The sequence below is a fragment of the Lysinibacillus telephonicus genome, from assembly GCF_039654155.1.
GTDB lineage: Bacteria > Bacillota > Bacilli > Bacillales_A > Planococcaceae > Ureibacillus > Ureibacillus telephonicus.
In genome coordinates, this window is the sequence record NZ_CP155468.1 from 2,058,015 (window position 1) to 2,081,785 (window position 23,771).

Sequence of the window (23,771 nt, forward strand, 5' to 3'; positions counted from 1 at the left end):
GTCTATTTTTAGGCCAGTGATAACTTTTTTACTTAATAAGAAAGTATAAAAACTTTTGAAGATGTCTAGCTCCAGCGCCTTTCGGGGCTAAGCGGGGCGCTTACGCTTTTCTTAACAACATTCGTTGTGTATTAGTTTAGGAGGATATTTATGAGTTTTGATATAATACTCTCAATTCTACAAGAGAATTGGCCAAGTTATTTACGTGGCGCATATATGACGTTGCTAATAGCAATTATTAGTACAATTATTGGTGCTCTTATCGGATTATTTATTGGTGTTATGCATACAATTCCTCTTCGTAAAAGGTCGTTTAAGTCAATTATCTTAAAAATCTTTAGCTTCCTATTAACTGTTTACGTTGAAATCTTCCGTGGTACACCAATGATTGTACAAGCAATGGTTGTATTCTATGGTATCGCTTCTTATGGATATGAAATGGATCGCTTTGTTGCAGCAATCGTTGTTGTAGGTTTAAATACGGGTGCATATATGGCTGAATATGTCCGTGGGGGAATTGTGTCTATTGATAAAGGGCAGTACGAGGCAGCTGAGGCGATTGGAATGAGTCACTTGCAAACAATGATTCATATCGTTTTACCTCAAGTATTCCGCAATATTCTTCCCGCTACAGGGAACCAATTAATTATGAACATTAAAGACTCGGCAGTGTTAAGTGTTATTAGTGTTACTGAATTATTCTTTACTACGAAATCAATCGCTGGAGCGAATTTCCGTTTTGCAGAATCATATGTGATTACATGTATTATGTATTTAATTATGACATTTGTTGCATCTCGAATCTTGCGCATTATCGAAAAGAAGATGGATGGTCAGGATGCATACAAAGTAGAACAACGAAGAGAAGAACAAATGCTTTAATCGCGTAAGGAGATAAAAATGATGGAAAAAGTAATTGAAATCAAACATTTGAATAAATCATTTGGCAATCATGAAGTACTGCGCGATGTAAACTTTACAGTGAATAAAGGGGAAGTCGTTTGTCTAATCGGTTCTTCAGGTTCAGGGAAGTCAACATTATTACGTTGTATTAATCTCTTAGAGGTGCCAAGTGGTGGAGAAATTATATACAATGGCGAAAATATTCTAAATGAAAAACATGATATTAAAAAATATCGTACACACTTAGGAATGGTGTTCCAGCAGTTTAATTTGTTTGATAATCATAATGTGCTAAAAAATTGTATGGTTGGACAACAAAAGGTATTAAAACGCTCTAAGGAAGAAGCAAAACAAAATGCGTTAAAATACTTAAAAATTGTTGGGATGGACCAGTATATTAATGCAAAGCCAAGACAGCTATCTGGTGGTCAAAAACAGCGAGTAGCAATAGCTAGAGCTCTTGCAATGGATCCAGAAGTAATGTTATTTGACGAACCTACTTCAGCACTAGATCCAGAAATGGTAGGGGAAGTGTTAAAAGTAATGCGTAAACTAGCAGATGAAGGGAATACAATGCTAATTGTAACGCATGAAATGGAATTTGCACGAGAAGTTTCCGACCGAATTGTCTTTATGGATAAAGGGGTTATCGTTGAAGAAGGGCATCCTGATCAGGTGCTTGTAAATCCAAAACATGATAGAACGAAAGAGTTTTTAAAACGTACTCTAAAATAATTTCAAAAGATAAATTCCAATATAATGGGATTTATCTTTTTTATAATAAATTAACCTTAAGTTGATATGAACTATAGAATGGTTAACTTCTTGAATTCCATTCTGATATAACAATGAATACAATTGCAAAAATGATAGCAATTATAAAAAACCACATTGGAACGCCGCCGAAGGACATGGGCATATGTAAACACTCCTTTTAAATATATGGTATCATTATATAGTAATGAAAAAAACAGTAAATAACATTTGGTGAAATATTAGATTTATTTCCACAAAAAAGCTGAAATCGTATATAATAAAACGACATGATACAAAGTTTAAAGTGAGGTTAATTGTATGTTGAATTTAAAATGGAAAGATGCTCCAACAATTCGTAAAGTTAAGTGTGTAAACACAAATGCTGAAAAATATTTAGTTTCAAATGTCTTAACTGTTGGAAAAGAATATGAAGTGAAAAATGAAACTGAAGAGTTTCTTTTTGTAATCGACAACACAGGAAACGTCGGTGGTTATTATAAAGATTATTTTGAATAGAAAATATAAGACGCATACTCAATTTTGAGTCATTGCGTCTTTTTTTATTTCTTTATTTAAAATGTGTAATGTTTGCTTCAATAAAAGCTTGTTGTTCGTTGCTTTTTGCTTGTACACGTAAAGTATCCTCAATAGATTCAATTAGTTGTAATTGTGTTTCTTTAAATGAATCAATATCTTCATGTGTTAGGGTTTTGTATTTTTTCGAATCAGCTGCTGTAGCTTCTATCATTTTTGCGTTCTTTTTCATCATACTATCATGGGCTTCCATCAAACGCCCACTTGCCATATTTGCACGTCTTTGATTGTTAATTTGAATGAGCATCGATATTTGTGATTGCCATAATGGAATTGTTGACATTACGGATGCTTGGATTTTTTCTACTAACATTTGATTTGTATGTTGGATAAGCCTAATCTGTGGTGCTGCTTGAATAGCAATTTCACGTGATATTTGCAAATCATATAGTCGTTTATCTAACCATTCAATTGAATTTTTTAAGTCAACTAGACGTTGTTTGTCCATTAGATTTTTTGATTCGACAACTGATTGTTCCACTTGAGGCAGCACATTATTTAATAAATCTTGCTTTTTCAATTCACCAGCAGCGATATAAATGTTGATATTATGGAAATAATCTTCATTTAATTGATACATTTCATTGAGCATATTTAAGTCAGCTAAAAGCCCTTTTTGCGCATGTTGTAATTGAATGCTTAATCTATCAATATGTTTGCTGAGACGGTTATATTGTGAAATCAGTTCTTGAATAGATGACTTTTGGCGTTTAAAAATATTGCTGAAAAAACCTTTCTTATTTTCAATTAAATCTTCAGGATTAATTTGTTCTAATTGCTCCATTAATTTATTAAGTATCTCACGAATTGGGGAAGTATCATTTCTTTGAACAGTAACAAGCATATTATGTGTAAAATTTTTTAATGTTTGCTGGACTTCTGCTCCAAATTGAAGAACGTTTTCATAATCAGAGATATCAAGTTTACTGGCGAGCATTAATGCATGCGATTGTTGCTCGGATTTCAACGCAGCGAAAGTAGGAGATGTTGTTTTAACAAAAAAAGAGCTCTCCTTGTTTAAAGCGTTTTCAAAGGATTTGTTTGAGCTCTTATTTTCTGTCATTACTTGCCACCCCAAAGTTCAATTTGCTGACGTTTTTTTTCATTTTCGTGTTTTACATAATCAAGTTCAATTTTTAGAGACTCTAAATCAGATTCAAGAGCTAATCTTAAGTCTGCTTCCATTGTTCCATGCAGCTCTTTTAACGTTTTACGAGTATCTTCTAATGCCAAATGAACATCGATATCCTTTAGTTGCTGCTGTGTTAACATTGAATACGTAGTTGTTAACTGAACAGCAGATTGTAAATGGGAGTAGAAGAAATCTTCCACAGAATAAAATTTTTGTGGATTCGCCTGAACGATATTAATGATTCGTTTCGAAAGTTTTGTCATTTCATTTAATAATTTAAAAGAGCTAATAGAACGAACACGAACATATTGCTGAGTTAAAGAATTCACATGGCCTTTTGCAATTTTTAGCTGAGCTTCAATATGTTTATATTCGGAGCGTGTAAGCCCTAGCTCTTTCGATTTTTTCATTTTTTGAACTGCCTTTATCGTCTTATTACTAATAAAGTAAGTCGCAAGGGTGATAATCGGCACGAAAATAATGCCAAGTTCAAAATTAATAATTGTTACAACGAATACTGTAAAACTAAATAAAAAGTTAAGTGCATGTCGAGTAATAAAATTCATAGCTCCAAGCATATTCGTACCTCCTAGTTGTATATTTCTAATACGTATATTTGTGGTAAAAAGTTTCATTATAATGTTGATTTCTAGTTCAAATCTTACAATTTTTTCACGCTTCTTTAAATAAATATAACCAAAAAGTAGAACAGAACTAGGTTATACTATATCCGAATCCATCGTAATAAATCCTTTTAGATCATCATAAATTTCAACTGTAAATGAATTTGATTTAGCTTGTAAACTTACTCCTTTTTCAACAAATTTCAAAAATTCATCGATAGAATTATTTTTTCCTTCAATTTCAAGTTCAATTTGTTTATGGTGATTTATTTTACAATATCCTTTTAAACCGAGCTCAATTGCTTTTTGTTTAATAAAAAAACGGTAGCCAGTACCCGTAACATCACCGAAAAAAATAATATGTGCTCGTTTCATTAAAATATCCTCCTTTTAATTAAAGTAAATCATTAAAAATAGAGAAAATCTTTAACAAATACAAACAATTTTTTTATTGTTATTGTATTATATTGGAACTATAATAGGGATATTTAGCTTTTTTAATGTTTAACAGATACTGTAATTTTAGAATATACGAGAATGTATAAATAGACAATTAAATAGTCTTTATCTAAAATACATATTGAAGAAAGGATATGTGGCTATATGTTTAAATTAATATATATGAAAGCTGATTATGAACCATGGTGGCAATTCGAGGGTTGGGAATCTAACATTGTATCTATAAATGAGTATGAAACAGAAGAGCAATTAAATGATGGTTTAAATACCATTTTAGAAAAATTTCGTGCTAAATATGAACACGAAGCGAGTAGAGAAGATAAGTATTATGCATTTTGGACAGATGCTGAATGCGAATTTTGTGAAGCGTGTGATGATGATTTACAAATTTATCACGGTATAATTATTGAAAAATAGGGAATATACTATAGTAAGACCGATCAATTTACAGAAATAAGAGAAAATTATAAAAAAGGTTGTATAAAGTGTTTGACAAATTGTAATATGATGGTATACTAAGAGTAACAATAAAATTGCTTGACCGGGTACAAATGATTCACATATTACAAAGAGTGATCGGTGTTACAGTCGGTACTCTTCGTAATATGTGAATTTTTATTTCGGTAAACAATCACATATTGTTAACATTTATTTTTTTGGAGGTTTTCTTAAATGAAACAAGGTACAGTAAAATGGTTTAACTCAGAAAAAGGTTTTGGATTCATCGAAGTTGAAGGTGAAAACGACGTATTCGTACACTTCTCAGCTATCCAAGGCGAAGGTTTTAAAACTCTTGACGAAGGTCAAAAAGTGGAATTCGAAGTTGTAGATGGCAACCGCGGACCACAAGCTGCTAACGTTGTTAAACTTTAATTAATTGCTAATTAAAACTTCATTCGTTAATCCGAGACATCCTTTTTTAGGGATGTCTCTTTTTGTTTTAACAACTATTAGATTCAATTTAAATATATTGGATTTCAATTTAACTATATTATTATTATGTAAACTAAAATATTACGAAAAGAAAAATTAATAATATAATTTTAAATGCAAGAAAAAACAGTAATTCACTTTAAGGTGAGAAAAGTAGATAACGCCCAAGCAGCAGGGGAGATTTGGAAGTTTCCTCACTTTTCTTTGAATCGCCCATTGCTAATAAGTAAACGCATCGAATCAATTGATTCGATGCGTTGTTTTATAATTTATTATACGTCTCATCATCAACAGGTTCTAACCATACAGGCGTACCTGCAGTGATGGCAATGTGTTCAAACCAGCTGTCTTTTGTAGCACCATGCCAGTGTTTTACACCGTCATGAGTGACAATAACATCACCAGCTTTTAAGAATTGTGCAGGTTTTCCTTCTTCCTGATACCAACCTTCGCCACCAGTTACTAATAAAAGTTGGAATCCATCACGATGGATATGCCAGTTATTTCTGCAGCCCGGTTCAAAGGTTACATTTCCAACACCAACATTTACCTTTGAATCCGCAATTAATGTTTTAAGATAACTTTGCCCTACAAAATATTGTGCAAATGCTTCATTTTTTTCTCCGATTGGGAAAATAACGCCATTTTTTAGTTCTTCATGCTTTGCCATTTTCATTCCTCCAATTAACTTCCAATTGATGACCTAATTATTTTAATTTCCCACCAAATACCGGGAAGAAACTATGCTCACCATAATCCTGAATGCGTTCTATATTATTTAGAGTCTGCATATCTGAATCGCTAATAATAAATTCGAGCTCTGCATTGTTTCTCATATGTTCTGGTTTTGCTGTCTTAGGAATTACTACAAGACCAAGTTGGATATCATAACGTAGGCAAAGCTGAGCAACAGATACACCATACTTATCAGCTATTAATTTAACCTCTGCATTATCAAGAACCGCACCGTGTGCAATTGGAGAATATGCTTCTACAAGTATGTCTTTATTCTGGCAATATTCAATTAGTTCAAACGGAGTATTACTCACATGTACTAATATTTGATTTACCATAGGCTTGATTTCACAGCTTTCAAGAATATTCTCTATATCGTCTTGTAGGAAGTTGGAAAGACCGATTGCCTTTACCTTTCCTGTTTTATATGAATCCTCCATTGCTTTCCATACTTCTTTGTTTTCATCAAAGTAACGATTCTCTTCACGGAATTCATTCCAAGGCTGTGGGCTGTGGATAATCAGAAGGTCAATGTAATCTAATCCCATCTTTGCTAAAGAATCATTAATGGACTGCGTAACTGCGTCATAGGTCTTAGCTTCCGCAGCTACCTTTGTCGTGATGAAAAGTTCTTCTCTTGCGACTCCGCAAGAACGGATTCCTTCACCAACACCAGCTTCATTCATATAAGCCTGAGCGGTATCAATATGACGATATCCAATAGCTACTGCATCACGAACTGCCTGTGCTGTCTGTGCGTCGTCAAGCAGCCATGTACCAAGACCTAACTTAGGAATCTCTACACCATTTGATAATTTAGTAACTTCATTAAACATATTTTTGTCTCCTTTGCATTGTTTAATTTTTTATAATACATTGTCATTTTCAATTCTTAATTTTCAGGATTAATTTCATTGACACAAGCTAATGCATTAAGTGTTCTTGGAAACCCCATATATGGGAGACAGTGGGTAATGGCTGTAATCAATAGTTCTTTGTCATTGCCCACATTTACGTTACCCTGAACATGAGCCTTCACTTGACCTTCTGCACCACCTAATGCACTTACGATACAAAGTGTCAACAACTCACGTGTCTTCAAATCAAGTCCACCACGGGTATAGAAATCTCCAAAACAGAAAGCAGAAAGATAGTCCTGGATATGCTTTTGATTTGCCGGAGCATTTTCCCGCATTTTTGCAATTACTTCACCAAAAATTTCTACCTGAACTGCTAGCCCTTTTTCAAAACGATTACCTTCATCTACCGATTTTTGACTTTTAGTTGGTAAAGCGATATTTTCCGCTTTATAAACTTCATTGACTTCATTAATAGCATTTAAAGTTTTTGCAAACCCAATATATGGAGCACATTGGTATACAGCTTCTTTAATCTCTACCGGTGTCAGTCCAACATTCAACGCAGCGTATACATGTGCTTTAAGCTGCGGCAATGTTTGATTGACAGTGAGTACTACTAAAGTGATTAACTCACGAAGTTTGTCATCAAGATTACCTTGATAAAAAACTTCCCCAAAAATAAAGTGGTTCAGGATTTCCTGAAAATCAGGATCTGTATTATGTACGCCAGTTGCTTCCTCTCCAAATAGCTGACTGAACTTTTCCTTGCTCTTTTCAATACGATCCATAAACAAACCTCCTGTTCGATTTCAAATACTTTAAGATGTTTCGAGGATAGACATTAAAGTATGAAAAATTACATATATGCATTAATACTCATATGTGTATAATTATAAAAGGAAAGAGTATGTCTTCAATGACCAATTGCTTACGATTCGTGTATTTATACACATTTTCATTAAAATTGAGCATTATTATAAGGAAATTTGGTGATTCTCGTTATGACTAAGGTAGATAGAAGAATAATTAAAACTCAGGAAGGAATAAAAAATGCTTTTACTGAACTGATGTCTGAAAAAAATTTGGATGAAATAACTATGCAGGATATTTCCGACAGAGCAAATGTTGGCCGTAGAACTATTTATCTTCATTATTTGGATAAATATGACTTATTGGATAAACTTATCGAAGAACATATCAATGAATTAAGGATACTGTGTCAATCAGCATCTGAATTAAGTTATACTGAGGGAAACCTCATTTGGTTTGAATATTTTGAACGCAATTATACTTTCTTTTCAACCATGTTAACAAGTAAAGGAGCCCCTTTGTTTCGAAGTCGCTTCTTAGACTTTGTCATTGAAGAATTAAAGAGCGACGTTAATGTAACCGAGGGTAAAAATCAAGGTTTAAGCAAGGATTTAATTCTTAAATTTTTTGGAGCAGCCATAGTAGAGATAGTAGAAGCGTGGTTCAATAATGGGTTATCTGAACCAACTGAGGTCGTGGCAGAACAAGTGGGGATATTATTGGATAGGAATCTATAAAAGGTCTCTAAAAACTTTAGCTAAAGTGTGGGGGTATTCTTTTAACGATTTAAAACAAGCTGATTGTTCAAAAGAAAATCAGCTTGTTCATTTTTTATTGGATCATACCGTTGATAATATTAAGGTAGTGATTTGCTTTATCTTCCATATTAAATAACACTCTATAATAATAGTCATAATCAGTAACATCTTATAAAAGAAAGGAATCTATCTTAAAAAAGCATATTAAAATAGATTCAATAACTTTTGGGTACAAATTAAACATTAAAGAAATTTTAATATTTGGGCTTGTTTTGTTGAACTACATTTGTGGGGCTTCCATACCAAATTTAGCCCATTCTTCTTTTGACGGACCGTAAATACCTGGAACAACTAAACCTGCCTGTCGCATTAGAACGGTCATTTGTCCTCGATGGTGGCTTTGATGTTGGATTAAAAACATTAGTAGTGAACCATTTGGAATTTGTTGACCTAAAAATTCAATTTCTTCATTCATTGTATGGTCAGTCCATTGTGTTTTTAATGCCTGAACAAATGCACTACTAGCTTGGTGATAGCTGTCCGCTATAAAATGAGCCGAAGTAGGTACGGGATAATCTTTATTAGGAGCTTCGAACGTTAAGTTTGTATTTGAAGTAATAATACGAATAGCAGTAACCGTATGCCAAGCAATACGTCCTAAAGTCCAATTTTGCGATGTTATTTCCTGTTTAAGTGATTCATCAGTTAGATTATTTAGTAGTTTCTGTGTAGCATCAGCTTCAAAATTCCAAGATATCAAAAAATGTTCTAAGGTTTGGAACATAAAAATCCTCCTCAAAAATAACTTTTTTCTATACATCTTTAGTTTAATTATATTCTCCATTAAGTGGAATAGGATTATAACTTTACAAAAAGTTTAATTTTTCCTGTTTTAATACAACCCTTATCCTGCGGTTGGATTCAATAACACGAATTACTCTCTTAAACGTAATCTTTGCACTTCATCATGAAGGTTCATAGATTGCATTAGTTCAATAATCAAATAAAAGAGATTTTCTTCGTAGTCTGGAGTTAACACGAAGGAAAAGAATGCATCGCGTATAAAAGCAAGCTTTTCAATTCTACTACTATCATTTAAATAATCTTTCATTCTTTTTAGTTCGTTGTCATCTAATGATTTATTAAAATCAAATTGATATTTTTTGTAGGAGTTATTAATTTCTTCGCTGCCTATTACACCTAACCCATCCAAGGTAGAAATGGAGACGGAATTAGAACGATCATTCTGTACCTTTTGTAAGTAATGACCTATACTCACTTGGCTTGATAAATATTTGTTTTTTAAACATTCGGAGATCTTAGTTTGTTTTTCTTTCCAATCTGGGGAAATATCCCTGGAAAATTCAAAATTCACTTCCTGGATAAAGTCTTCATTAGGATTTGACCAAATACTTTCTAACATTTCTGCGTGTGGAACGGACGATACTAAATCAAAAAATTCTTTTATATTATTTGCCATATACCGAATGGGTGGATCGTTTGTAGGGCTTACACAAACGATTGGTGCTTCTGTTAATGCAGGTACGCTGCCAAAATCAGTCAAGAAACCAAAATGTATACCATCGCCTCCAGTGTTTGCGAAAGGAATTAGATCTGGAGGGGTAATTGAATAAGAATCATCATGAATGCTAGGGCGAAATCCTATCATATCAAGTGATAAATCAATGTCGTTTAGTTCTTTTTCTAATTCATATAGCTTATAAATTTCATCAGGTATTTCATATGACCCATAGATTTTTCTAATACTATTATCCATTCAAATTCACTCCTGGAAATTAATTGTATATAAACATGATTCGCTATTTCTTTTAAGTTTCCTTTATTTTCCTCAACATCAAAGCACAATTCTTCTGCAAGAATTAGCCTTCTTTATTATGTAAGTTCAACTTTTGGAATAACATTGAGAAAGTAATTTGGATATTTATGTTAAAATGTAAATAAGATTATGAAACATTAAAGATCTGGCAGTTAGTTCAATAGGTAAATATGATGGTTAAATGTTTGTGGAGGTGTAATCATTGAACATAGATAAAGAAACTCCAGAAGAAAGAAGAGAAAGGCTAAGACAAGAAGAATTAAAAAGAAACCCGGCAGGAAGTATTCGTGGAGGAGGACTTCAAGATTTAATTGGGGATATGGGGTGGAAAGGTACAGGAATACTCATCCTTTTAATAATAGTAGGTATCATAATCTACTTATCTTTCTTCAAATAAAAGGCGCACATATGGGCACGGATGTTCTTGAAGGGTATAATACTTTTTACTAAATCAAAGGAGTTTTGCTTAATGAGCCAAAGAGTTTCTTACTATGAAATTGCCCCCGATTGTATTTCGCAAGTAAAAATTGAGCCATTTATTAATTAAAAACTGAGCCACTTAAACCTGACTATTTTCCAACCATTCCTTTGTGTCTAATATTCGATAAGATGGTCCTACCATGTCTACCATATATGCTCGATGTGTTAGTCGGTCCGTTAAAGCTGCTGTTAAAACTGGATCATGAAATATTTCTTCCCATCGATCAAATGATAAATTACTCGTAACGATGGTGGATGCTCGTCCTGCCCGAAGGGAAAGATGAGTAAATAATAACTCGGCTCCTTCTTTATCAAAGGAGATATAACCTAATTCATCAATGATTACTAAATCATATTTTTCAAACTTCAGTTCAAATGAACGTAACGTTCTTTCAGAACGGCTCTCTTTTAATTGGTTTACTAGAGATGATACCGTTGTAAAAAATACTTTATATCCTGCCAAACAAGCTTCAATTCCTAAACCTATTGCTATATGGGTTTTACCTGTTCCAGGTGAGCCAATTAATAAGACGTTTTGTTTTTCTTGAATAAAGTCCAATTTCCTTAAATGTGGGAGGCGAGAGGCCGCATTTTGCGGTAATCTCTCAAACTCTAATTCAGTTAATAGTTTCTTTTCAGGGAAATTTGCAGATCGAATGCGATTCGCTTTTGCTCGCACTTCTCGATCTTCCATTTCTTGCACTAGTGCGTGATATAAGAAATCTTCTGCTGTCTGATATTGTTTCCACATATCATCTTCTTGAATAAATCCCCGAATGCTTGGTAATCGAAGTTCCTTGCACATCTCAATCATTTCTTGTCTTTTATCCATTAGTGAAGCACCCCTGTCTTTTTCGTTTCAAATAACGCCGTTATGGCTGAAAGATTTTCGAGAGATTGGGTGGTGACCTCATTTTTGGAATGTACAGTTTTATGGATGTATTCGCCTTGACTAGCTATGAAAATAATTTTTTCTGTTGTTATTTGAACCATAGGGTTCTTTTCGAGTTGTTCAATCGCTGCTAAGACTTTTTCTAGATTGTTATGTTCTTTTAGATAAATAAGTAACTCTAGAAAATCTCGCTCATTTCCAATATAATAATCTTTGTATAATTTTTTTATTTTTGTTGGTGCTTGACTCAAACATTCACTTTGAGCCAATGCACCTTTTTTCTTTTCAAATGTACGTAAGTAATGATAAATATCCATAATCCATTGATGGATCTGCCAACTTCGCTTATGTGTCGCGATACAGGCATTTTCACTAAAAATAAGAATTTTTTCCGCACTCGCTTTTACTTTCACCCATTCTCCAACATGTCCTTCTGGAACAGAATAACGATTTTGTCTATAAGTAATCGTGCTATATTTGTCCACTCTAAATTCATACAACTCAGAGGCATCAAATGGAATAATTTCTGCGCTTACTTGCCTAGCTATACGCTCTTCTAGCATTAATTCATGGTGCGTTTGGTTTTTCTTATAATGCTTACGAGAGTTTAATTTCATGATAATTTCTGTTAGATAAGCCTGAGCTTCTTCTAGACTTGTAAACGTATCTCGATGGGCAAATGCTTTCCGGCGGATGTATTCTACACTTCGCTCTACATGCCCCTTCTGATTTCCTTTTCTCGGTTCACATAGTCGTATTTTAAAATGATAATGCATCGATAGATTTTTCATACCATCGGTAATCTCACGTTCAGTCCCAATAAAGTTCTTTACAACTGTCCGCATATTATCGTAGGTAAAAACTTCTGGTACAAAGCCTAAATAGTCAATACATTTTACATGAGCATCTTGTACGCACACCATTGTTTCGGATTCATATAAATATGCAATTCTTTCATTACTATATGGTAGGGTAAAGACCGCCATTGAAAGAGAACGTAATGTTTGATCAATGATTAATTTTACTTCACCCCAGTCAAATTCAATCTCATGACCAGCAGTTGCCTTTTGACGAATAAACACTTCTTTTTGACGTTTCTCCTCACTATTTACAAAATTTCTAACAGTGGTATAACTAATTTCAAAACCTTCATCTAATAACTTTTCATGAATATCAATCATTTTTAGTTGTTGCTTGTGCATCTGATGTTGCCGTTTATACTCATTATCTTTTAACATTTTTCGGATACGTTTCATCACCGTAGGTGTTAATGCTCTTTTATTGCCTTTTCGTTTCTTATACGACGGAGGCGTTACATAGTTATCTGTAATAGGTAGTTCTCGAATATCTTGCTTTCTTTTTTCAAGATCCTCTTCAATATATTTTTTTACAGTATTCCGAGAAATACCAAGCTCCTTCGCAATTTGACGCTGACTTTTATCATCTTGATGAAAGGCAATTAGCACTCTCTGTTTCTTTTCCAATGAAATCACCTCTATACGCTCCTAACTCTATGAAGTTAGGATTATTTTCATATAAAAGTGGCTCACTTTTCAACTGCGATGGTGGCTCAGTTTTAGCTTATCAAATACACCCGATGGCATGAAAATTATGATGGATATGGAAAAATACATGAAAACGACTGCAATCGATCGAAAACTTCGTGAACTTATTAAAATTCGTGTTTCTCAAATTAACGGCTGTGCATATTGCATAAATATACATACAGCAGATGCGCGGAAAATGGGTGAAACAGAACAAAGAATTTACTGTGTTAGTGCTTGGGGAGAGTGTGAATTCTATACAGAAGCAGAAAAAGTAGCTTTAGAATTGGCAGAGCATATCACATTAATCCCGACAAAACGTGTTCCAGATGATCTTTTTCAACGAGTACGTGCACACTATGACGAAAAACAGTATGTTGACCTTGTTTTGATAATTAATCAAATTAACAGTTGGAATAGAATTTCTATTTCAATGGGAAATATAGCAACTTAAAAATGATTCCTCTAAATTAAGTTAGCTAAATATTGAGGGGAAAATAGCCTACGTTAAAAAACATCATAGATTCAGATTCAAATTTGAGATTTTTTAAGTTGTCGAGCTTCCATAATTGGTGTAATTCCAAAATTTAAATTTTCAACTACCTTATATATTAGGTGATGAATCAAAGCTTAGATATATCCAGGGTGGAGTTTTAAAAAATTGCAAAAATGTAACAGCAACTTTCAGCAAGAATAAGAATTAAAAGCATTTAACTAGACCAGTCTGTTTCTATTGGAAGTACTAAAAGAGTCTAAAGGAAAATATTATATGACCATTGATATATACCTACAGTTGGGCGCATTTCCTGTGGAAATTGCGCTCTTTCTTTATGTTTCGGGCCATTTTCTTCAAGAACAATCCGCAAATTGGATAAAGGTGTTAAAATATAGATAAAATTGTAAATAGTGTGCCCGAATCAAAACACACTTCCATTGAACAAGCACTTTTTTTTAGAAATGAAATATTCTTACTTTATAAAATTTGTACAGTTAATTGAGGGATAAGAATAAAAGGCTGGAATTTTGATTACGGGGTGAAAGAATGGTTAGAAGAAAAGGAATCTATGAAATAAAAATTCGTGATAAGCAGCTTATTTGTCCATTTTGTCAAAATAATCGGTTTCTGCATAGAGAAATCTACATGGATTTGATGCCATTAGGTGAAGAGGTGAAGCATCAGCTAACATTACAGTCATTTAGCTGTACGTCATGTGGTGATATTCAGATGTTTCAAGAAAAAAATCGATATGACCACATGTTGGAAAAACATATATCTATTATTGAATGCTCGGAAGTGATAAAAGAATGAGTGGTATGGATGAATCTTTACGTCCCGAAAAAAGTCGTATTACTATTTTTAATGAACCTATCAACTGCCAATTTTGTTCAAATGATGTGTTTACTCCCTATGAAGTTATTGTGAATGTTGAACAACCGGGTATCGGAGTTCGTCATGTTCGTTATGTAGCAATTTGTCAATATTGTGGCAAGGCTAAACATTTTGGTGACCCTAGTTATTATGATGTTGAAAAAGATAATTATATTTGGGCATTGAATCAGTCTTTACTTTCAATTAAAAAATATAAGATTAAGATTATATTTTTTGTTGGAAAAAGGAAGCAAGAGAAAGTAACAATTTTTTTAAATAGCCTTATTCAAAACTTTAAGGCAGAAGTAGAGAATATTAAAGATTATAAAGGAGAAGTACTTCTTCAAATAAAATTTTCGAATTCTAATGACAAACAAGCAGTTAGATCTATGATAATGGGTTGTGCGAGGCGACTTAAAATAAATGTTAAAGAAATAACAATTAAATAAGATTATCTAAGGTATACCTATTATGCAGAATCTTGTGAAAGTTTAAGTCTATATAAATACTTCTTATTAGCAAAAAAGGCTTTATTTTGTCGTATGTATTTTGCAAGATAAAAATGCAGAGAATTGCAATGAAAAATACAGAGTGTTGCCACCCAATATTTTTACTGTTTTCTCGACAACGCATTGGCTAAACGGAAGCTCTGTCCCGTATAAGAAATAATATGGGCATGGTGAATCAAACGATCCACCAGAGCTGCCGTTAAACGTGAATCTGAAAAAATACGATTCCACTGACTAAATTCTAAATTTGACGTGATAATCAAACTCTTCTGTTCGTAAAATTCAGAAATGATTTGAAAAAGTAACTCCGCTCCTTCTTTACCAAATGGAAGATAACCCATTTCATCCAATATCATTAAATCAATTTTCTCTAATTTATTTCGAAATTGCTTTAATTTCCCCACATGTAAAGCCTGTTCCAATTCTTCTACTAAATGCGAAACTCGATAAAAACGTACTTCAAAACCTTGCTCACAAGCTTTTCTACCCAGTGCTGAAGCTAAATGTGTTTTACCAGTTCCAGGCGCCCCTACTAGAATTACATTCTCTTTTCTTCGAATAAAATCGAGCTGCACTAGTTCTTCTTTCGATAGATGACTAGGTAAACAAATATCTTTGTGCCATTCGTAGCCCTCTAATGTTTTCGTATCGATAAATCGGGCATTCTTTAAGTTTCTTGCGATCCTTGCTTGTTCCCGACCATCTTGTTCTTTTAATAAAAGTTGGTAAATATATTCTTCAGGTGTTGTAAATGGAACATCATGTATTGCTTCAGCGATATGAGCTAACCGCAATTGCTTACACAATTGTAAAATGGCATTATTCATGACTTGAAGCCTCCATTCCTTTAGGAGATAGCGCATCATAATCAGTCCATTTTACACCGTAAGGATGTTCTTGATCATCGCTATTTTTTCCAATAAGTTCATAAAAATTCTGGTCAATTTCTTTCATATCATGAGTCACTAAAAGAGTGAGTAATTCATTTAGACGCTGTTTCCTTAATGCCAAGGATGGAACTGTTAAATACTCCTTTATACGAGTCGGTAAATAAGGGGTATAACGTGAATGCCCAATAACACGAGGCTTTTTTAACCAATCTTTTAAAATATCTTTCCATGGAATGAAACGTCGTTTCTTCATATAAGGTCTTGCATCTGATAATAAAATTTCTCCCTCATTTGTAATCACTTTGAATGAATCCCAATACGTAATGCAATATAACTGCACATAGTTACGCGCTCTAGGCACATGAATAAAATGCTTGTCTAACTTAAACTCATTATACTTATTAAACTTAATCGGAAACTGCTTAAATACTGGATACGGATCTTCTGGTAATTTTATTAATTGCTTTTGCTCTTGCTGCCATAAATCCTCAATGAGTTCTTCTTTTTCATAATGTGGTCGGTCACGATCTTCCTTCAGTTGTTGCTTTAATTGTTCCGTTAAATCTTCAAAGTCTTTTATGACTGGTGGTAAGCTAAAGAAGTTATATCGTACATAGCCTACTTTATTTTCCACATTTCCTTTTTCATTACCTCTGGATGGATTGCACACTTGCACTTTAAAGCCATAATAGTTTTGGAAATGGCGAAATGCTTCTGTTAATTCAGCTTCTGTATCACCTTTGCGTACTTTTTTGACCGCAGGTGTTAAATTGTCAATTCGAATACTAATTGGCACTCCACCAGCTTGCTTAAACAGCTCTTGTAACCCACCTAGGAAACACTCCAAATTTTCTCCAGGCATCGGTATCGCAAAACCAGTATTACTAGCTGGGAACGTCATAACTAAAACATGAACATCGACAATCTCTCCGTCTTGAACAGCCTCCATTACGCCAAAATCTAGTTGCGCTTCACCTTCTGGATGTTGTAATCGCTCATGCCCTTTACTTACTTCATCATCTTCTGTCGCACGCCATTCTTGAATAAAGTTACAGACCGTTCGATACGATCCTTTAAACCCCATCCTTTTTAAATCCGCAACTATTTTTTTATTTGTTCGACGTAGTTTTTTCTTTAGTTTGAGATCTTCTTCAAGCCAGTCTATAACGATTTCTCCCCATTTTTCTTCGTACATCATCCCTTTTTTAATATGCTTTTTTTCTTGAGGTAACTGATTGCCATCACCATACTTTTTGGCGGTACGCCAATTTACATTCATAGTTTCTGCAATTTTAGAAATAGACAATCCTTTTTCATTTCTTAAAGTTTTGATACAATTAATTTCAGACATTGCTAGCATCCTTTCAAACCTCCACTGGTAAAATTCGACACTTTAACAGTAGAGTGACTTGGGGTGGCTGGCAAGTCTATTTTTTTGCACTAAAAAAGTGCTAGACTCTGTACAAATTCGTTGCACTAGTCTGCACTTTTATTATGCAATACACAGTCGTAATCGGTTAATCAAATTTCTAAATTGCTGAGTAGTTTCTTCAAAGAGCAGGAAAAGCTTTGTTTTATTTCAAAATAGGAGGATAAAAAAAGTGTATACAAATACCCGAATATCCATTGTAGTAGCTTTTACAAACATCATTTTCAGTTATTTGGCTCTGTCTCTATATTTTTTATTATTGAATGACAAAATTGATATATTAGTTTTCCAGTTTTTTTATTTCCCACTGATTATTGGACTTATTAATCTATTTCTTTGGTTTCAAAATTACAAAATGGAATTTTATCAGCACTGGATCTACATATACTTAGGATTTTTTTCGTCCGTTTTTATCTATTTAATCATTCAGTATATCAAAAATATTATAAAGGGTACTCCTGAAGATTTTCCGCCTGGTGAAGCTAATTTTGATTTGCTTTTATTTTTATCGATATTTATCTCATTGCAATTGATTGTCCTACTTCTTTTAAATGTCGTTACTTATGCCTTTATAAGACTTTTTGCTGTATATTTCAAAAAACTTTGAAGATTATAGTTGAGCAACGAGGAATAAAATTAAATTTAGTATGAACTAGCTTCAACAACCTTTGTTCTTAAAAAGCTGGGCACGATTGTGTAATGGAAATAATTAAAATAAGGAGTAGATTTATGAATCTGCTAAAACTAAACAAAAGGCAAACAATATTTTGTGTAATAGTTGTAATTGTTACAAGTATTATTGGTGTAATACTGCTGAGAGTTAATAATGATTTGAGATATATTATTCAAATTCTTATTGTTTTAACTGCTTTTATTAGTGCTTGGCTATCCAAAGTTATATTCCCAGAATCAAAAAATTAGATTAATAATATTTTTATTTTCAGAACTCGGTGAATCTCAATTTAAGGATCCTATCGTAAAGGTTTTAAACTGATATTCTTTTACAATAATAATAGATAATATTTTAAACCAATCAGAGGATACAACATCGGTTAAGAAATAGAGTATTTTTTTCTTGTTTCAAGGAATGACTTTTATTTAGCACGCGCAAATGTTCATTTAATATTTCCAACAATCGGCGCAAATGTATAAGTAGCGCTCTTTATTTATAGATAGAGTAATTTAATGGAGTAAAGGATGTTTTTTGTTGAAGTGAAAATGTAAAATTATTAAAACACGCTAAGGGGGCAGCTTTATGGGGAGTAATTTTGGTAAATATGATGTACCACCTACACTCCAAAGGTTAATAGACTTACAAAATGTTCTTGGTGACTCTGAAAAATTTTATCTTGGTCTTAATTTTTACCTTTCTCTTGAGAATTTTAGATATTTTAACACACCAAGTGATGTGGTCGTATTTGGCAATATTGGTTTAGATGGTGTTCATTATGGATTCCTTACTGACTTTGGTACTGTAACGGATCTTGAGGTAGCACCTATTGTTTGTGTTAGTCCAATGAATTTTGATCGTCCAACTCGTATCGTTGCAAACAATCTATGTGAATTTTTAAGAATTAATTTAACTGACGGTGAACTGTTCTATAATCAGTTTGATAGTGAAGAGAGCTATTTAGTAGCAAAAAATCAATGGATTGCTGAGACTGACCAGCCATCTGGATATGAAAAATTGGTAAGAGAGAGAGCTACAAAGTTTCTAAATGAGAATATCCGAATTCCTATCATTGAAAATCCGTATCGTTATGTTCAAAAAGTAGACCTAGAGCGGCAAAGAATAATAAGTATCAAAACTCAAGATGGATTGGGCGTTACTACTCCGCTTCTTCAAGGTGAAAAACACATACCATTCCCGATTCACAAGGACACAGAACCTAATTTAGACTGGTTGCAGGAATACCTTTATTCTGCACCAATTGCCTCACGACATGCAGTACTTAGGGATATTCAACTCAATTATATTTTGCAAGAAAACCAAAAACTAAATAAAACAGTGATTGACGCAATGATTAATATTAAGCTTATTGATGAAGCTAGTCGATTATCTGAATATATTTAAACAACTGCCGTCTTCTGTTTAACGATATTAAATTGTCAAGTTACTTCGTCAAAAATCTAGCTAGTAATAACAAAAACTCCAATATATTGAAACTTTTGCTAGGTTTAATCGTAAATAATAATAAATTTAGAAGCAAAGAAAGGGGGATAAAATGGCTGCTTCGATAATATTGATAGTTATTGTATCGATTGGTTTGCTGTTCATTTATAATCAGTGGCAATTTAAAAAAGCAGAGAAATCATATCAGCCAGCAGGTAAATTTATTACGGTAGATGGTATAAAGTTACATTTTATAACTGAAGGAAACGGTCCGCCTATCGTGTTTCTCCATGGGGGAATCCTTTCTAGCAGTGATTTTAAGGAAACCGTTAAAATGGCAGCTCAACAAGGCTATCAGGCATTAGCCTTTGACAGACCTGGTTATGGATATAGTGAGAGGGAAAAAAACAGAAAAATTAGTCCAATTACTCAAGCTACTATTATACATAAAGCGTTAAAAGAGCTTGGAATAGATCAACCGATTATTTTAGTTGGTCATTCTTGGAGTGGTACCATGACACTTTCCTATGCACTACAGTTTCCAAGTGAGGTTGCAGGAATAGTGACATTGGCAGGAGCTATGTATAAAGAAGGCTATGCAGCAGAAAACGGAGATTTATTATCCAAAGTGGTTACAAAACCTATTATAGGAAGTATTATTTTAAACATGTTACTAAAGACACCTTTATCAAAAGGTATGGCATATTCAATGGTCAAGGAAACATTTGCACCTGAACAGGTTCCGGAAGACTATACAAAAGAGCTGTATGCAATAGGATTCCGCCCAGGTCACTTTAGAGCAAATAGGGAAGATGTTCTTATGTTCCCTGAAACCTCTAAAAACCTGTCCAAAAGATACAAGGAAATTACAGTTCCCGTTGTTATTGTAGTGGGAGAAGATGATCCATTTGGAGTAATTGATCATGCGAGACGTTTAAAAGAAGATATTCCTCATGCAGTATTAAATATTATTCCAAATATCGGTCATATGATTCCAGAGCTACATCCAAGGATTGTCATGGATAATGTGAACATTATATCTCGAAAAATTAATAAATCTTATAATATATTGAATCCAAAAGAATAAGATATTTTACAATTGGACGTAATTCCAGAACAGAAATTACGCTCTTTATTTATATATCGGGCAGAACGCCGAGATAAATAATGACATAATCATATAAAAGAAATTTATTGTGGTTAAAATAATGTGAAAATTTATAGTTTTTGTGGTAGCTATCGTGAACAAAGCCTCTACAACTCTAACATAGGTCCACCATTTGAGATTATATAAACTATCATTTTTTGTTAAAATTATGGTAGAAAATTGGAGGTTAGATGAAAATGAATGTTACTGAATTTCAACAATGGGTAAAGAGATATTATGAAAGTAGAGGCTGGTCTGAGTTAGACATTTTTATTCGTATTGGTTTTTTAGCAGAAGAAACAGGTGAAGTGGCACGAGCTATAAGAGCCATTGAGATAGGTAGGGATAGACCAGATGAAGTTAAAGGAACGTATGAAGAAAATAAACAAGAGTTAACTGAAGAATTAGGAGATGTACTAGGTAATTTAATTGTAATCGCTAACAAGTACAATATTTCACTTGAAGAAGTTTTTCAATCACATAAAAAGAAACTTTCACAACGCTATTCAAATGATTAGATTACATTCCTAATATCGAAATTTATATTCAATGAAATTCCATTTAAAGACTGTGAAAATAAATAATTAAATACCCTATTCAAGAAGTACGTGGGAAAATTTTATAAAGAGACAAGAAGTAACTTGATAAATGACTTGGAGCTATTATTGCAAGAGATTTAATAATCTTAGTAAAAAATTTTTTCTATGTACTCTAAAATAGGGGACAATCTGATAACAAACTATAATTATTTGGTTTTAACTGCACTACTCCTTAATGGTATAAGTATAATCTCGCTTTTATACTCTCTAAAACTCCGTTTGGCACTTCTTTTACCTTGATATCCTCACCAAGAAAAAGAAGCCAATTTGTTATTTCGGTTAATTCCTCGGACTTATTAATATTGATAAAAGTTTTTAAAATGGCAGTGGTTTGGTAAGGATTTGTATAGGAAATTGAAACTTTTAAAGGGTGATATTTTTTGAACTGGGCAATCGCTTTTGGGCCAAGTTCAAGGACAAGGTTGTATACTTCTTCCTGCTTTCTTAGTTTTTCTAAAATCTTTTTTTTACTTAGTCTCTTTTTTGTAGGGTAGGCTATGACATCAGTAAGATTGTCGACAGGGATAATTTCCTTCTTTTCTTCCTTTAAGTTAAAACCTTCAATCATCCAAATGCCTTTTTCTTGATAAAGATGTAAGAGATAAATTGGACAAGACTTTATTTCCTTCTCTTCTTTGATAGTAATCAATAAATAGCTATCCAATAGTATGATTTGGATGAGCTTTTCTAACATGGGATGGGGAAGATCTGATAGTTCAAGTAAGTCAGGATTATTTGGATTAGTCCCTTCAAATAGTAAAATTTGATTTAAAAGAACAAGATCATCTTGTTGGTTATTTGAGATTAAGCCAAGTAATTTTTCAGCTAAAGATTGGCGACTCTTTAGGTAGGGAAGTTGTTGATTTCTCGTGGCCATAAAGGCAATAAAAAGAGCTTTGACCTCATTATCAGTAAAGCGAACATCGGGAAGGACAGAGTTATGCATGACAAAATAACCCCCGTCCCTTCCAACTTCAGCGTCAAGAGGCATCCCCATAGCTTCAATTTCTTTAATATCTCTAATGGCTGTCGAACGAGAAATATTGAATTCACGCATAATTTCAGTAATCGTAAAATGAGCGCGGTTGTTTATATAACGCATAATGGTATTAATCCGTTCAACTTTTTTCATATGGACTCCTAAACAGTATCATTTTTTGACATGATTTAAGTCTATCATATACATATCAAGTGAATTAAGTCAAAATCATTTGATTAATCTAAAAAAAGGAAGGTTTTGAATATGGCAGATTATACTTTAGAAGAAAAAGACAGCTTTACGGTTTTAGGTATTGGAACTGAGCTTAAGAGCGACTACACAGACTATGCAGGCATAAATAAGGAAAAGGCAGTTTTGGTCGGCAGTTAAACAAGATGGAAGGCTTGATACACTAAAGTCCTTAGCCACAAATGACTATATTTTTACAGTAAATGAAGCGGTGAATGGCAAAATGATGCATTATGCCGGCGTCATGACAGAGGAATCCCTGCCAGAAGCAACTAGGGTTATCCAATTTCCTAAGGGAGAATACCTAGTTGTTAAAGGAGAAGGGACGACGAGTGAAGAATTGAGTAATAAGCTAACTGGCATTGCCTTTGGTCAAATCTTGCCAGAAGCAAAGAATTTTGCCTATGTTGGTGGACCAAATGCAACAGTTGAAATGGGACTGCGAAACGGCTTAGTATTTGGTGAAATGTGGATTCCTATTGTTAGGAAATAAAGGGTTAACTGGAGGGATGGACATGTCTTATATCGTTGATTTTAAAAATGTGTCTACGGTTGGTTTAGAGTCTTCACCGGTGGCAGATGCACTTGCTGGTTTACGTGCTAATGAAGCCCGTTATTTTATGAACAAATACAAGCATGAATTTACGGTAGTACCCGCTAGTGATTCCTGTGACACACTTGAATATGTGAATCGTATTTTGAAAGAAGAACGGGATATTGAGTTTGCGGCAAAACCATTGGAAACATCGCGTTTTCAAGTGGAAAATATTAAATTTGCCTACGTCTTTTATGAGGATGGTCTTGCGCTCAACGTTATGTATACAGTTGATGACCCTAAGAAGCGAGCCGTTGGTTTTAAGCTTTCTGAAGGGATGGAGGTACCAAAGGAACTAGAAGGAAAGTTTAAGTTTGCTAGGCAGAAGTCAAGACTTGCTGGAACAATTAGAGGCTCGTTTTTTGTGATTAAAGGGGAATATTAGGGTAAGTGAAAGCCGCTTTTTGTTGTACTTAATCATTCTTTTTCTATTATTAAGGTGAAAATTGTGTTTCATAAGCCCAATGGAACCACCACTTTTCCATGGTAACTTTTTACTTTGTAAATAGGGGATGATGGGAGTGGTGGAAAGCTTCTTTTATTGAGGCATTCCAAAAATGTTTTAGATTTAGGTAT

27 protein-coding genes and 1 pseudogene are annotated in these 23,771 nt (G+C 33.4%); 15 read left to right on the plus strand and 13 right to left on the minus strand.

Going from position 1 to position 23,771, the window contains the following annotated elements:
• The first annotated feature begins 150 nt into the window (after positions 1 to 150).
• From MKY04_RS09775 to MKY04_RS09785, 3 genes are all read left to right on the plus strand, one after another.
• Positions 151 to 882, plus strand: coding sequence for an amino acid ABC transporter permease (locus MKY04_RS09775; RefSeq protein WP_126296018.1), 732 nt, complete (start codon positions 151 to 153; stop codon positions 880 to 882).
• A gap of 21 nt (positions 883 to 903) precedes the next feature.
• Positions 904 to 1,638, plus strand: a complete 735-nt coding sequence (locus tag MKY04_RS09780) for an amino acid ABC transporter ATP-binding protein (protein ID WP_126296019.1) — start codon at positions 904 to 906, stop codon at positions 1,636 to 1,638.
• Positions 1,639 to 1,977: 339 nt separating this feature from the next.
• The gene (locus MKY04_RS09785; RefSeq protein ID WP_126296020.1) at positions 1,978 to 2,175 is read left to right on the plus strand and encodes a DUF6501 family protein; all 198 of its coding nucleotides are present in this window, start codon (positions 1,978 to 1,980) and stop codon (positions 2,173 to 2,175) included.
• A gap of 52 nt (positions 2,176 to 2,227) precedes the next feature.
• Here MKY04_RS09785 and MKY04_RS09790 read toward each other — a convergent pair whose 3' ends face one another.
• The 3 genes from MKY04_RS09790 to MKY04_RS09800 all read right to left on the minus strand — a co-directional run bounded on the left by MKY04_RS09790 (position 2,228) and on the right by MKY04_RS09800 (position 4,383).
• Positions 2,228 to 3,316: a toxic anion resistance protein gene (locus MKY04_RS09790; RefSeq protein ID WP_126296021.1), complete on the minus strand. Its 1,089-nt coding sequence runs from the start codon at positions 3,314 to 3,316 to the stop codon at positions 2,228 to 2,230.
• Positions 3,316 to 3,963, minus strand: a complete 648-nt coding sequence (locus tag MKY04_RS09795; protein WP_126296022.1) for a 5-bromo-4-chloroindolyl phosphate hydrolysis family protein — start codon at positions 3,961 to 3,963, stop codon at positions 3,316 to 3,318. Before MKY04_RS09795 ends, MKY04_RS09790 begins: the two co-directional genes overlap by 1 nt.
• Positions 3,964 to 4,104: 141 nt before the next feature.
• Complete coding sequence (locus MKY04_RS09800; RefSeq protein WP_126296023.1) at positions 4,105 to 4,383, minus strand: acylphosphatase; 279 nt, start codon at positions 4,381 to 4,383, stop codon at positions 4,105 to 4,107.
• 228 nt (positions 4,384 to 4,611) lie between these two features.
• Here MKY04_RS09800 and MKY04_RS09805 point away from each other — a divergent pair, with 228 nt between their 5' ends.
• Together MKY04_RS09805 and MKY04_RS09810 are read left to right on the plus strand one after the other, a co-directional pair.
• Positions 4,612 to 4,884 (plus strand): DUF1033 family protein, encoded by a 273-nt coding sequence (locus tag MKY04_RS09805; RefSeq protein ID WP_126296024.1) that lies wholly within the window; start codon positions 4,612 to 4,614, stop codon positions 4,882 to 4,884.
• 255 nt (positions 4,885 to 5,139) lie between these two features.
• Entirely contained in the window at positions 5,140 to 5,340 is a 201-nt protein-coding gene (locus tag MKY04_RS09810) for a cold-shock protein (protein WP_036179813.1), read from the plus strand.
• A gap of 322 nt (positions 5,341 to 5,662) precedes the next feature.
• Here the strand turns inward: MKY04_RS09810 and MKY04_RS09815 are convergent, their stop codons facing one another.
• Genes MKY04_RS09815 through MKY04_RS09825 form a run of 3 tightly spaced genes read right to left on the minus strand, consistent with a single transcriptional unit; the run spans position 5,663 to position 7,783 of the window.
• A complete protein-coding gene (locus MKY04_RS09815) occupies positions 5,663 to 6,070 on the minus strand; it encodes a cupin domain-containing protein (protein WP_346235781.1) in 408 nt (135 codons plus the stop codon).
• Between the two features lie 37 nt (positions 6,071 to 6,107).
• Positions 6,108 to 6,971 carry an aldo/keto reductase gene (locus MKY04_RS09820; RefSeq protein WP_126296026.1) on the minus strand — a complete coding sequence of 288 codons (864 nt, stop codon included), beginning with the start codon at positions 6,969 to 6,971 and terminating at the stop codon, positions 6,108 to 6,110.
• A gap of 56 nt (positions 6,972 to 7,027) precedes the next feature.
• Positions 7,028 to 7,783, minus strand: coding sequence for a carboxymuconolactone decarboxylase family protein (locus MKY04_RS09825; RefSeq protein ID WP_346235782.1), 756 nt, complete (start codon positions 7,781 to 7,783; stop codon positions 7,028 to 7,030).
• A 213-nt stretch (positions 7,784 to 7,996) separates the two neighbouring features.
• On the opposite strand from MKY04_RS09825, the gene MKY04_RS09830 reads away from it, so the two are divergent.
• Positions 7,997 to 8,542: a TetR/AcrR family transcriptional regulator gene (locus MKY04_RS09830; RefSeq protein ID WP_126296028.1), complete on the plus strand. Its 546-nt coding sequence runs from the start codon at positions 7,997 to 7,999 to the stop codon at positions 8,540 to 8,542.
• A gap of 301 nt (positions 8,543 to 8,843) precedes the next feature.
• Here MKY04_RS09830 and MKY04_RS09835 read toward each other — a convergent pair whose 3' ends face one another.
• Both MKY04_RS09835 and MKY04_RS09840 read right to left on the minus strand, forming a co-directional pair.
• Positions 8,844 to 9,347: a DinB family protein gene (locus MKY04_RS09835; RefSeq protein ID WP_126296029.1), complete on the minus strand. Its 504-nt coding sequence runs from the start codon at positions 9,345 to 9,347 to the stop codon at positions 8,844 to 8,846.
• A 150-nt stretch (positions 9,348 to 9,497) separates the two neighbouring features.
• Entirely contained in the window at positions 9,498 to 10,340 is an 843-nt protein-coding gene (locus MKY04_RS09840; protein ID WP_126296030.1) for a hypothetical protein, read from the minus strand.
• A gap of 262 nt (positions 10,341 to 10,602) precedes the next feature.
• Between MKY04_RS09840 and MKY04_RS09845 the strand changes: the two genes are divergently transcribed.
• On the plus strand, positions 10,603 to 10,797 hold the full coding sequence (locus MKY04_RS09845; RefSeq protein WP_126296031.1) for a DUF6366 family protein: 195 nt from the start codon (positions 10,603 to 10,605) through the stop codon (positions 10,795 to 10,797).
• A gap of 162 nt (positions 10,798 to 10,959) precedes the next feature.
• Here MKY04_RS09845 and istB (MKY04_RS09850) read toward each other — a convergent pair whose 3' ends face one another.
• Together istB (MKY04_RS09850) and istA (MKY04_RS09855) are read right to left on the minus strand one after the other, a co-directional pair.
• Positions 10,960 to 11,712 carry an IS21-like element helper ATPase IstB gene (istB, locus tag MKY04_RS09850; protein ID WP_126296391.1) on the minus strand — a complete coding sequence of 251 codons (753 nt, stop codon included), beginning with the start codon at positions 11,710 to 11,712 and terminating at the stop codon, positions 10,960 to 10,962.
• Positions 11,712 to 13,256, minus strand: coding sequence for an IS21 family transposase (istA, locus tag MKY04_RS09855; protein WP_221766347.1), 1,545 nt, complete (start codon positions 13,254 to 13,256; stop codon positions 11,712 to 11,714). Before istA (MKY04_RS09855) ends, istB (MKY04_RS09850) begins: the two co-directional genes overlap by 1 nt.
• Positions 13,257 to 13,374: 118 nt before the next feature.
• On the opposite strand from istA (MKY04_RS09855), the gene MKY04_RS09860 reads away from it, so the two are divergent.
• The 3 genes from MKY04_RS09860 (at position 13,375) to MKY04_RS09870 (ending at position 15,134) form a co-directional block, all read left to right on the plus strand.
• Positions 13,375 to 13,770 (plus strand): carboxymuconolactone decarboxylase family protein, encoded by a 396-nt coding sequence (locus tag MKY04_RS09860; RefSeq protein ID WP_346235783.1) that lies wholly within the window; start codon positions 13,375 to 13,377, stop codon positions 13,768 to 13,770.
• A 687-nt stretch (positions 13,771 to 14,457) separates the two neighbouring features.
• The gene (locus MKY04_RS09865; protein ID WP_185807710.1) at positions 14,458 to 14,625 is read left to right on the plus strand and encodes a hypothetical protein; all 168 of its coding nucleotides are present in this window, start codon (positions 14,458 to 14,460) and stop codon (positions 14,623 to 14,625) included.
• Positions 14,622 to 15,134 (plus strand): hypothetical protein, encoded by a 513-nt coding sequence (locus MKY04_RS09870; RefSeq protein ID WP_346235784.1) that lies wholly within the window; start codon positions 14,622 to 14,624, stop codon positions 15,132 to 15,134. Before MKY04_RS09865 ends, MKY04_RS09870 begins: the two co-directional genes overlap by 4 nt.
• 161 nt (positions 15,135 to 15,295) lie before the next feature.
• On the opposite strand, the gene istB (MKY04_RS09875) is transcribed toward MKY04_RS09870, so the two are convergent.
• Together istB (MKY04_RS09875) and istA (MKY04_RS09880) are read right to left on the minus strand one after the other, a co-directional pair.
• Positions 15,296 to 16,021: an IS21-like element helper ATPase IstB gene (gene istB, locus MKY04_RS09875; protein WP_036180664.1), complete on the minus strand. Its 726-nt coding sequence runs from the start codon at positions 16,019 to 16,021 to the stop codon at positions 15,296 to 15,298.
• Entirely contained in the window at positions 16,014 to 17,444 is a 1,431-nt protein-coding gene (istA, locus tag MKY04_RS09880) for an IS21 family transposase (protein ID WP_346234451.1), read from the minus strand. The genes istB (MKY04_RS09875) and istA (MKY04_RS09880) overlap by 8 nt, the downstream gene beginning before the upstream one ends.
• A gap of 1,324 nt (positions 17,445 to 18,768) precedes the next feature.
• Here istA (MKY04_RS09880) and MKY04_RS09885 point away from each other — a divergent pair.
• The 3 genes from MKY04_RS09885 to MKY04_RS09895 all read left to right on the plus strand — a co-directional run bounded on the left by MKY04_RS09885 (position 18,769) and on the right by MKY04_RS09895 (position 21,291).
• Positions 18,769 to 19,587, plus strand: coding sequence for a hypothetical protein (locus tag MKY04_RS09885; RefSeq protein WP_126294362.1), 819 nt, complete (start codon positions 18,769 to 18,771; stop codon positions 19,585 to 19,587).
• Positions 19,588 to 19,738: 151 nt separating this feature from the next.
• Positions 19,739 to 20,713, plus strand: a complete 975-nt coding sequence (locus MKY04_RS09890; RefSeq protein WP_126294363.1) for an alpha/beta fold hydrolase — start codon at positions 19,739 to 19,741, stop codon at positions 20,711 to 20,713.
• A gap of 257 nt (positions 20,714 to 20,970) precedes the next feature.
• Positions 20,971 to 21,291, plus strand: a complete 321-nt coding sequence (locus MKY04_RS09895; protein WP_126294364.1) for a MazG nucleotide pyrophosphohydrolase domain-containing protein — start codon at positions 20,971 to 20,973, stop codon at positions 21,289 to 21,291.
• Between the two features lie 253 nt (positions 21,292 to 21,544).
• Here MKY04_RS09895 and MKY04_RS09900 read toward each other — a convergent pair whose 3' ends face one another.
• Positions 21,545 to 22,504: a helix-turn-helix transcriptional regulator gene (locus MKY04_RS09900; protein WP_126294365.1), complete on the minus strand. Its 960-nt coding sequence runs from the start codon at positions 22,502 to 22,504 to the stop codon at positions 21,545 to 21,547.
• 111 nt (positions 22,505 to 22,615) lie between these two features.
• On the opposite strand from MKY04_RS09900, the pseudogene MKY04_RS09905 reads away from it, so the two are divergent.
• Both MKY04_RS09905 and MKY04_RS09910 read left to right on the plus strand, forming a co-directional pair.
• A pseudogene (locus MKY04_RS09905) lies at positions 22,616 to 23,093 on the plus strand (GyrI-like domain-containing protein).
• A gap of 22 nt (positions 23,094 to 23,115) precedes the next feature.
• Positions 23,116 to 23,580: a phage tail protein gene (locus MKY04_RS09910; protein ID WP_346235785.1), complete on the plus strand. Its 465-nt coding sequence runs from the start codon at positions 23,116 to 23,118 to the stop codon at positions 23,578 to 23,580.
• The last annotated feature ends 191 nt before the right edge of the window (positions 23,581 to 23,771 follow it).